This is a genomic window from Rhodococcus sp. WWJCD1 (assembly GCF_002258735.1).
GTDB lineage: Bacteria > Actinomycetota > Actinomycetes > Mycobacteriales > Mycobacteriaceae > Rhodococcoides.
The window spans coordinates 318095-326465 of the sequence record NZ_NOXY01000009.1; the positions used below are offsets into that span (position 1 = coordinate 318095).

An 8371-nucleotide genomic window follows, 5' to 3' on the forward strand; every position below is an offset into this window, starting at 1 on the left:
AGTCAGTACGCAGCCACCGCTCCGTCGAGCGCCTTCTGCATTCCCTCAGCCACCACGCGTGTGATGTCGATCGGCTTCTCGGGTAGTTCGGTGATGGGGGTATCGATGTACACGCTGGCCTGCTTGACCTTCGTCGTAGGGCCGTAGCTCAACCCGATACAGATCAGCACCGGCTCGACACCGAGCTTGCGTGCGCGCAGCGCGATGTGGCCGATTCCGCTGCCGACGTGCTGCACCGTCGTCGGATCCTCCAGGTTGCAGGTGCCCTCGGGGAACACTGCAAGGTCGTCGCCCCGCTTCATGCGCTCGGCACTGACGTCCATCATGCGATTGCCTGCTGCGCTGACGGCGCGCATTCCATGGTTCTTGCCACGGAAGACGGGGATGCCGCCCATCATGTCGATTCGCCTGCGCTGCTTGGGTTCCTGGAACAATTCGTCCTTGGCCAATACCCTCGTGCGCCCGATCACCGGACGCAGCGGCGACGCCCAGGCCGCCGCTGCGAGGGTGTAGGGATCGTTCTCGGTCAGATGATTGACCGCGATGAGCAAACGGGTGTTGTCGTACACCAGACGACGCAGTTCCTCACGGGCACCGTCGGGATACGACACCCGCGGACGGAAGCGTCTGGCCAAGGTGGCGTACGCCAGCCTCGCGACCTGACGATTCTGCTGGTGACGCAGGTAGAAGTCGTACACCGTCACATCGTTCTCGAGAATTACCGCTGGCCGATCCATGAACCGAGCTTAGTGGTTCGAACTGTGCCGCCGGGGCCGAAGCCTCCTTCGTATCGCCTACCCGATGATCGCCTTGTATTCGGTGAAGATCGGGGCGTACTCGGGACCGCAGTTCGCGATCGACCAATCGGTGAGGAGGGTGAGGTTCTCGAACACACCGTCCATCGCGCTGAAGTCGCCGGCCGCACCCTTGGCGTCGGCCTCCTCCATGGCCTGTAGCCACGCCAACGGCTCCGGCGGAGCGACGGCCTGCAGCTCCGACTGTGTCACCGGGGCCTTCGTCGCGAGTTCTGCAGCAATGGATTCGGCCACCTCGACACCACCCGCCTCTGCTTCCCGCAGGTTGGCCAGACCCTGTGCCACCTGGGTGGCGTACAGCGTGCAGAAGTCCGACTCACCCGAATCCGCTTCCACCGATTGCACGGATTCCACCGATGTTGCGGCCGGCTGCTCAGCCGTGGTGGATGGGTTCTCTTCTGTGGACGAACACCCCGCGAGAGCGAGGACAACTACCGCGCATCCTATGGTCGATCGACTGTTCATCGGCGTTGCACTCCTCGTGAACCCTGCCTGGACGACTGCCAGTCTGCGCTCGAGTGCGCAGTTGTGCAGCGCTGTGAGCAGCGCGAACGGTTCGAGCCGGCTTCACACCCGCGAGGAACCCATAGCCCGGATTCCGACGGCAAGTCCGACCGCCGCAGTGGCCGCGGCAGCAACGACACCTGCCGTCACCGTCGAATTGGTGAACTCGCCCGCGAACAGTGCACGCTCGGCATCGACCAGATACCCGAGGGGGTTGATGTTCACCAAGAACTGCATCCATCCCGGGGCCGCGGTCAGCGGAAGCATGGTGCCCGAGAGGATGAGCAGGGGGAACATCAATGTCTGCTGGATGGACCAGAACACCCAATCCTGTCCGCGCACAGCCAAAGCCAGCGTGTAGGACAACGCGCCGAGCCCGACACCGAACACACCGAGCAGCACGATTCCCACGACCGCGCCGACGGGATTCACCGACAACCCGAGCGGCAGTGCCACCAGAACGATCAGCACGGCCTGAGCGGCCAACGGCACCATTTCCTTGAACGCGCGGCCGACGAGCAGAGACGACCTCGGCAGCGGCGTCACCAACATCCGTTCGTGCGAACCCTGCTGCAATTCGGCCAGCAGGTTCGAGCCCGTCATCGACGTCCCGAAGATGGTGATCATTGCGAGCACGCCTGGAACGAACCAGTCCCACACACTGCCGCTGCCGAGACCTGGGACCTCGGTGAGAAGCGGGCCGAACAGCGCCAGCAGAATCAGTGGCTGCACCAGACTGAAGATGACGGTGAACGGATCGCGGACCATCGGCCGCAGTTCACGGCCCATCACCAAGGCGCTTCCCGAGAGTACGTTCATCGGAGTTCTCCTGCCGCGCCTGCGGTTTCGAGGGAAGAGCTGCCCGCTGCGGCGCTCTCCCGGAGGCTGCGCCCGGTGAGGCCGAGGAACACATCGTCGAGAGTAGGTCGCGTCATGTCCGCCGTGTGCACCGTAATCCCGTGAGACTCACTGAGCCGCAGCAGATCCGGAAGAACCACCTCGGCTCGCTCGACCCGAATGTTCAACCGCGAACCCGCAACCGTCACGTCTCTGACTCCGGCAACACCGCCCAGGAGCGCACCCAGCGCCGACGCGTCGGACACCGTGAGGACGATCAGATCCCCGGCCAGTTCCGATTTGAGGGCCGTGGCGGTGTCGTCGGCGATGACGGTGCCGCGATCGACGACGATCACCCGCTCGGCCATCGAATCGGCCTCGTCGAGGTAGTGCGTGGTGAGCACGATGGTGGTGCCCATCTCCCGCCTGAGCCGCAGAATGTGATCCCAGAGATTCGCTCGGCTCTGCGGGTCCATACCGGTGGTCGGTTCGTCGAGAAACAGCAACGGTGGCCGGTGCACCAACCCCAACGCAATGTCGAGTCGACGCCGCTGCCCACCGGACAGCGTGGACACAGTGCGACCCTCGAGCTCACCGAGTTCGAGTGCCTCGATCAATTCGTCTGCGCGACTACCTGATCGTCGACGCGTCATGCCGTAGCACAACCCCTGCACCACCAGTTCGTCTCGGACGCGCTGATTGTGCCCCGCACCGTTGCCCTGGCCGACGTAGCCGAGACTGCGTCGCACACGGTCCCGATCCTTCGCCACATCGAATCCGGCGATCCGCGCCGAGCCCGACGTCGGTTCGAGCAACGTCGTCAACATGCGCAGAGTGGTCGACTTGCCGGCCCCGTTCGGGCCGAGAAGAGCCACCAGCTCTCCCTCACCGATCGTCAGATCGATGCCGCGCACCGCCTCCACGGTCTTCTTGCCCTGCCGAAAAGTCTTGGTCAGTCCCGATGTTTCGATCATCTGTGACGCCCCTCGTCGCACTGAGTGAATCCGTACGAGAAAGACGTTAGGAACGATCGCGGTCAGCTTCGGTCCGCGTTGCCAGGACAGCCGAAATCAACCGAAGACGGGGAACTTTCGCTTGCGGGCCAGGGCATCCATCCCGGATTGGATACTCGAGCGCACCTCCTCGTACTTCGCGTCGACGTAGGCCTCGTCGTCGCACAGTGCCGGATCGTGGTCGAGTTCGATCGGCGGCATGAAACGGGTACGGATCTTCGCGGGCAACGGAATCTGCGGGAGCGCCGCGGGCGCAATGATCCAGGGAAGCGAGATCGCGATCGGAAAGACTTTCAACCGCGCAATCTTGTCCAGCTTCAACGCTTTCGACAGCTTGTCGCCGCGAATGAGTACCGGCATGGCGTCGGCGCCGCCCACTGTTGCCACCGGAACGATGGGTACGCCCATCCGAATGGCGAGCTTGATGAAGCCGGTTCGGCCACCGAGCGTCGCCTCATCTCGCTTGCTCCAGGGCCGCAGCGAATCGACCTCACCGCCCGGCCACACGATGACGTCCCGGCCCTCGGCCAATGCCGTCGACATCGAGTCCGGCGCAGCAGGAAGCACACCCATGGATCGAAAGACTTTGCCGATCAACGGAAACGCCATCAGAGCATCGTGCGCGGTGCCGTGCAGAATTCGCTTCTCGCCGAAGTGTCGCCACCACTGGGCACCGACGGTCCATGCATCCCACACGAACGGCGCACCCGAATGCACCCCGACGACGAGAACCGGCGACTCGGGAATGGTCTCCCACCCGTCGATCTCCATCCGGAAATAACGGTCCATCACTCCGTTCCAGAGCTTTTGCTGACGGTCCATCGCCACGGTGTTCTGATCGTCGAGGTCCCAGCCGCCCGCGCGCTCGGCAACCACCCCTCCGAGACCACCGGAGGCCTTCTCGCGGCGTTCCTTCATCTTCAGCCGGGCCGCCGCCGCGTAACGCTGTGCCTGCTCGCGCAACTGCTCCTTCGTCGATTCCTCCGTCGACGCTCCGGTGCCGTCCCCACCCATTACGTGATCCCCATCACTCATACCCGCACGGTACTCCACCCGCCCACCGCCGACCGACAACCAGCGCTCGTTACCCCACGCGACGTCCCACCTGTCCGTTATGGTCGAAATTCGAGCCGAACGAACGAGGTACACCGATGGATCCGATCGAACCGGCCTACGGCACGACGGCACTGCTGCTGATCGCCGCCGCAGCCGTGGCAATCCTGCTCTTCCTCATCATGAAGGTGAAACTGCACGCCTTCGTCTCCCTGGTCCTGGTCAGCGCGGTCACCGCCGTCGCCGCGGGAATCCCACTTGCCGACGTCCCCGATGCGTTGCTCTCCGGGTTCAGTTCCACGCTCGGATCGGTCGCCCTACTCGTCGCACTGGGCGTGATGGTCGGCAGACTGCTCGAAATCACTGGTGGCGCACAAGTATTGGCCGATACCCTGATCAACCGGTTCGGAGCCAAACGGGCACCACTCGCACTCGGTGTCGCCGCACTCATCTTCGGCTTCCCCATCTTCTTCGACGCCGGTCTCGTCGTCTTTCTGCCGATCATCTTCACCGTTGCCAAACGATTCGGCGGATCGGTTCTGCTGTACGCCCTCCCGACGGCAGGCGCATTTGCCGCGATGCACGCCATCGTTCCCCCGCACCCCGGTCCCGTCGCCGCCACCGAACTGCTCGGCGGAGACATCGGGTCGGTACTGCTCATCGGCGTACCCGTCGCCATCGTCTCCTGGTTCGTCGGCTCCTATCTCGTCGGTACCCAGCTCGGCAAACGATTCGTCACCATTCCTGCAGACCTCTTCGCAGACGGATCCCAGAACACCGAGGAACACGACAAAGAGATGGCCGCGCTCCGCGACCCGGCCCCGAAGTTCGCCGCAGTGCTGTTCATTCTCTTGACGCCACTGGTGCTGATATCGCTCAACACCGTCGTCAACACTCTGACCACCTCCGGTGTGCTGACCGGAGACGAAACCTGGGCTGCTGCCCTGACTCTCATCGGCCAGACGCCCATCGCGCTGCTGATCACCTTGCTGCTGGCGCTGTTCATCCTCGCGCCCGGACGCTTCCCGGTGGCCGAGGGTGCCAAGTACATGGACCAGGCTCTCGGGCCGATCTGTTCGATCATCCTGATCACCGGTGCAGGCGGAATGTTCGGTGGAGTGCTGCGAGCCAGCGGCATCGGGCAATCCCTGACGGCCTCGTTGTCCGACATCGGATTGCCGATTCTGCTGCAGGCCTTCCTGATCGCCACCGCGCTACGCGTCGCGCAGGGTTCGGCCACCGTCGCTCTCACCACCACGGCTGGGTTGATCTCGGTGCAGGTCGCCGAGCTGGATCTGAGCAACTTCAAGATCGCGCTGCTGGTGTTCGCACTGGCCGCCGGAGCCACCGTACTGTCCCACGTCAACGATTCCGGCTTCTGGCTCGTCAGCCGCTTCTTCGGCATGGACGAGAAAACGACCCTCAAGACCTGGACCGTCATGGAAACGACACTGGGACTGGCGATCTTCGCCGTCGCGTCACTGCTGTGGGTGGTGTTCTAGCACGCACCTCAGTCGTCGACTTCGAGCACGCATCCCCCTGACGGAAGCTCAAGGACGATGACGTCATGTTCCTCGCCGGTGACGATTGCAGTGAAGACGGTTTCCGCTCCATCCACGGACACCCACCAGTTCATGTTCGCCCCACGAACACGCGGCACCTGCCGATATACCGCTCGGGCGTCTCCGACGAAAGCACCGGGGTGCAGCCTCCGAGCGGTATCGACAACGGTGCGGCGCACGTGGTCGAGATCGAGTAGGTCGTCGTCGTCCGACAGCTGCGATGGTCGAAAATCGATGAGTGCGAACGGTATTCGGACAATCGGTAGGGTCGCCGCATATGCCATCGACCCCTCCGAGAACGCGGGGTCACCCCATTCGAGCACTCCGTCGACGAACGAGGGTGCAACGTTGTCGTAGACGGCCGATCCGGTCTCGACGCTGCGGAGCAACACTGCGATGTAGTCGGTCAACGAGTCGAACCACGGTGCGCCCTGGTCAGCGGAATCGTAGGAGAAGTTGCGGACACAGCCACTGCGCGTCCCTGCACGTGTGTCCACGTAGGTTGTTCCACCGGCACCATCCTCGGCAAACGGGACATAGGCGGGCAGAAACATCTCCGCTGTCTCGCCCGCCTCCTGGGCGCGGACGACAGCCGGCCAATCGGCACCCAGATCATCGATCGGGTGAAGGTTTTCGAGGCTGAACCTGTGCCGACCGACAACTTGGTCGAGCGAGGAAAGTGTGTAGTCCGGCAGCACGGATCCGACCGGCCCATTCTCATCGCCGTAGGTTTCGTGCTGACCGTCGTGCAGCCCGTAGAACTCGCGCAATTCCTCCGTCCACGGCGTTGTCGCACTTTCCGCGGACTCTCGCTCGCCCGCGGTTCGCGGCGGTCGAATCGACGCAGCAGTGACGGGCGCGCGTTCACGAAGAATCGCCATGTATGCCGTCCATACCTCGGTGAGGTTCACGACTCGAACCTAATGGGTCTCGATCGGCGAGGGGGTTCGATGCGAGTCTCCATTCCGCCGAGAGCATTCGTTTATGCTGCGATCGTGGGCGAAATTCCCTCCAGCGATGTGTCGGCGATGCGAGGCAATCGTGAGTGACCGCATTCGATTCGACGGAGTGCTCGAGCCGTTGACGTGGGGGAAGAGCACGTACACGATCATCCGTATTCCGACTCGATTGGTCGAGGCAGCGAAGCGTTGGCCGACGCGCCGGATCGACGGTTCGATCGACGGACTCAGCCTCAATCTCGGTATCAACAAGGCGGATCCGGATGTGATGCCCGGATCCTTCGTCTACGTCGGGGCGGGGCTACAACGCCGACTGGGCGTCGCTGCCGGCGATCTGGTGTCGTGCGAATTCGAGCCGGCCGACCCCGATCTGGTGCCGGTCCCCGAGGACCTGGCTCGAGCAATGGAAGACGCACACTGCACGGCCGCATGGGAACGAAGGCGGGCGAGCGAACGGCGTCAGTTGTTGATGCCGATCGACAACGCTGCGAGACCTCGGACCCGCGCAGAGCGCATAGCGCGACTGGTGGGGTCGTTGACGGCGAATCAGCAGACCGACAGCTGACCTACCGTCACTGCACCGGAACAAGAATTCGCCACGCGCCCAGGGCCAATGAGCCGACGGTGACGAGCAGGAACAATCCGACCCAGACGATGCCGGGCAGGAAGGTCAGTCGGGCGAGTTGATCGGCGTCGGAATCCCGTGCCCGTCCGGCGCTGCGTGATTTCTGCAGTTCGAGAACGGGCCGCGGGCCGGCGATCAACAGGAAGAACGTGATGAAATACGCCGCCGCGACCTGCTGTTCGCCGGTACCCCACCAGGACACCACGAACAGTGCAGCACCGACGACGACGAGTGACAGCAAGCCGTAGATGTTGCGAATCATCAACAGCATCAATGCAATCGAGATGACGCCGATCCACAGCACAGCCACCGCATGCTGGGTGCCGAGCACGAACGCGGAACCGAGTCCGAGCAGCGACGGCCCCACATAACCTGCGAAGGTCATCGCGATGACGCCGAGGCCGGTGGGCTTGCCCTTCGAGATCGCGACGCCGGAGGTATCGGAGTGCAGTCGCAGCCCCATCAACTGTCGACCGGTGATCAGCGCGACGAACAAGTGCGCACCCTCGTGCGCAATGGTGACCACGTTGCGCGCGATCCGCCACGTCTGCGGCAGTACGACGATGACGAGTGCAACAAGAGCAGCAACTTGGACGATCCACACCGGTGGATCAGGACTCACCGCGGAGATGCGGTCCCAGAATTCGTTCACACCCAAGTATGCGGCTTCGCCGCAGTGGTGCGGCTAAGTGCCGCCGGTGGCGCTCAACCGCTCCACTGCCGCAGGCACTACGACGCGCGCGCTTCGGCTTTGGCGCGTTCGCGGGCGAGGGAGCGGTCTCGCATTTCCTCGAACTTGGTGGCTTGGCGTTCGAGGTCTTCGAGGAACGCGGCGAGTTCTTCGCGCTTGTTCTCTCCGCGGGCGGTGAAGTCGTTGCGCTCGAAGACGTTCCATTTGCGCAGTACCGGCCAGACGACGTCTTCGAGGTGCTGACGCAGGTCGTAGATGCCGTGCTTGGCCATGAGCACACCGTTGCGGCGGAAGTTCGGCATCCCGGCACCG

Annotated in this window: 10 protein-coding genes; 2 read left to right on the plus strand and 8 right to left on the minus strand. The window is 63.5% G+C overall.

The window, feature by feature from the left end:
- Nucleotides 1–2: 2 nt before the first annotated feature.
- The 5 genes from CH286_RS06695 to CH286_RS06715 all read right to left on the minus strand — a co-directional run bounded on the left by CH286_RS06695 (nt 3) and on the right by CH286_RS06715 (nt 4183).
- Nucleotides 3–737, minus strand: a complete 735-nt coding sequence (locus CH286_RS06695) for a 1-acyl-sn-glycerol-3-phosphate acyltransferase (RefSeq protein WP_032405199.1) — start codon at nt 735–737, stop codon at nt 3–5.
- 57 nt (nt 738–794) lie between these two features.
- Nucleotides 795–1280, minus strand: coding sequence for a hypothetical protein (locus tag CH286_RS06700; RefSeq protein WP_094703174.1), 486 nt, complete (start codon nt 1278–1280; stop codon nt 795–797).
- Nucleotides 1281–1382: 102 nt separating this feature from the next.
- The gene (locus tag CH286_RS06705) at nt 1383–2138 is read right to left on the minus strand and encodes an ABC transporter permease (protein WP_094608715.1); all 756 of its coding nucleotides are present in this window, start codon (nt 2136–2138) and stop codon (nt 1383–1385) included.
- A complete protein-coding gene (locus CH286_RS06710; protein WP_094608716.1) occupies nt 2135–3130 on the minus strand; it encodes an ABC transporter ATP-binding protein in 996 nt (331 codons plus the stop codon). The genes CH286_RS06705 and CH286_RS06710 overlap by 4 nt, the downstream gene beginning before the upstream one ends.
- A gap of 96 nt (nt 3131–3226) precedes the next feature.
- Nucleotides 3227–4183 carry a lysophospholipid acyltransferase family protein gene (locus CH286_RS06715; protein WP_052058331.1) on the minus strand — a complete coding sequence of 319 codons (957 nt, stop codon included), beginning with the start codon at nt 4181–4183 and terminating at the stop codon, nt 3227–3229.
- 137 nt (nt 4184–4320) lie between these two features.
- On the opposite strand from CH286_RS06715, the gene CH286_RS06720 reads away from it, so the two are divergent.
- On the plus strand, nt 4321–5724 hold the full coding sequence (locus CH286_RS06720; protein WP_094608717.1) for a GntP family permease: 1404 nt from the start codon (nt 4321–4323) through the stop codon (nt 5722–5724).
- Between the two features lie 8 nt (nt 5725–5732).
- Here the strand turns inward: CH286_RS06720 and CH286_RS06725 are convergent, their stop codons facing one another.
- Nucleotides 5733–6695, minus strand: a complete 963-nt coding sequence (locus CH286_RS06725) for an SMI1/KNR4 family protein (RefSeq protein ID WP_094608718.1) — start codon at nt 6693–6695, stop codon at nt 5733–5735.
- A 130-nt stretch (nt 6696–6825) separates the two neighbouring features.
- Between CH286_RS06725 and CH286_RS06730 the strand changes: the two genes are divergently transcribed.
- A complete protein-coding gene (locus tag CH286_RS06730; RefSeq protein WP_037149899.1) occupies nt 6826–7308 on the plus strand; it encodes a YdeI/OmpD-associated family protein in 483 nt (160 codons plus the stop codon).
- Nucleotides 7309–7315: 7 nt separating this feature from the next.
- Here the strand turns inward: CH286_RS06730 and CH286_RS06735 are convergent, their stop codons facing one another.
- Entirely contained in the window at nt 7316–8020 is a 705-nt protein-coding gene (locus CH286_RS06735) for a M50 family metallopeptidase (RefSeq protein WP_094608720.1), read from the minus strand.
- Between the two features lie 77 nt (nt 8021–8097).
- Nucleotides 8098–8371, minus strand: a 274-nt coding sequence (locus CH286_RS06740) for an acyl-ACP desaturase (protein ID WP_176458133.1), incomplete at its 5' end; no start/stop codon positions are given.

Bases quoted from the DNA above. Each gene is read 5' to 3' on its own strand.
- CH286_RS06695 (WP_032405199.1), bottom strand. From the start codon at position 737: ATGGATCGGCCAGCGGTAATTCTCGAGAACGATGTGACGGTGTACGAC.
- CH286_RS06700 (WP_094703174.1), bottom strand. From the start codon at position 1,280: ATGAACAGTCGATCGACCATAGGATGCGCGGTAGTTGTCCTCGCTCTC.
- CH286_RS06705 (WP_094608715.1), bottom strand. From the start codon at position 2,138: ATGAACGTACTCTCGGGAAGCGCCTTGGTGATGGGCCGTGAACTGCGG.
- CH286_RS06710 (WP_094608716.1), bottom strand. From the start codon at position 3,130: ATGATCGAAACATCGGGACTGACCAAGACTTTTCGGCAGGGCAAGAAG.
- CH286_RS06715 (WP_052058331.1), bottom strand. From the start codon at position 4,183: ATGGGTGGGGACGGCACCGGAGCGTCGACGGAGGAATCGACGAAGGAG.
- CH286_RS06720 (WP_094608717.1), top strand. From the start codon at position 4,321: ATGGATCCGATCGAACCGGCCTACGGCACGACGGCACTGCTGCTGATC.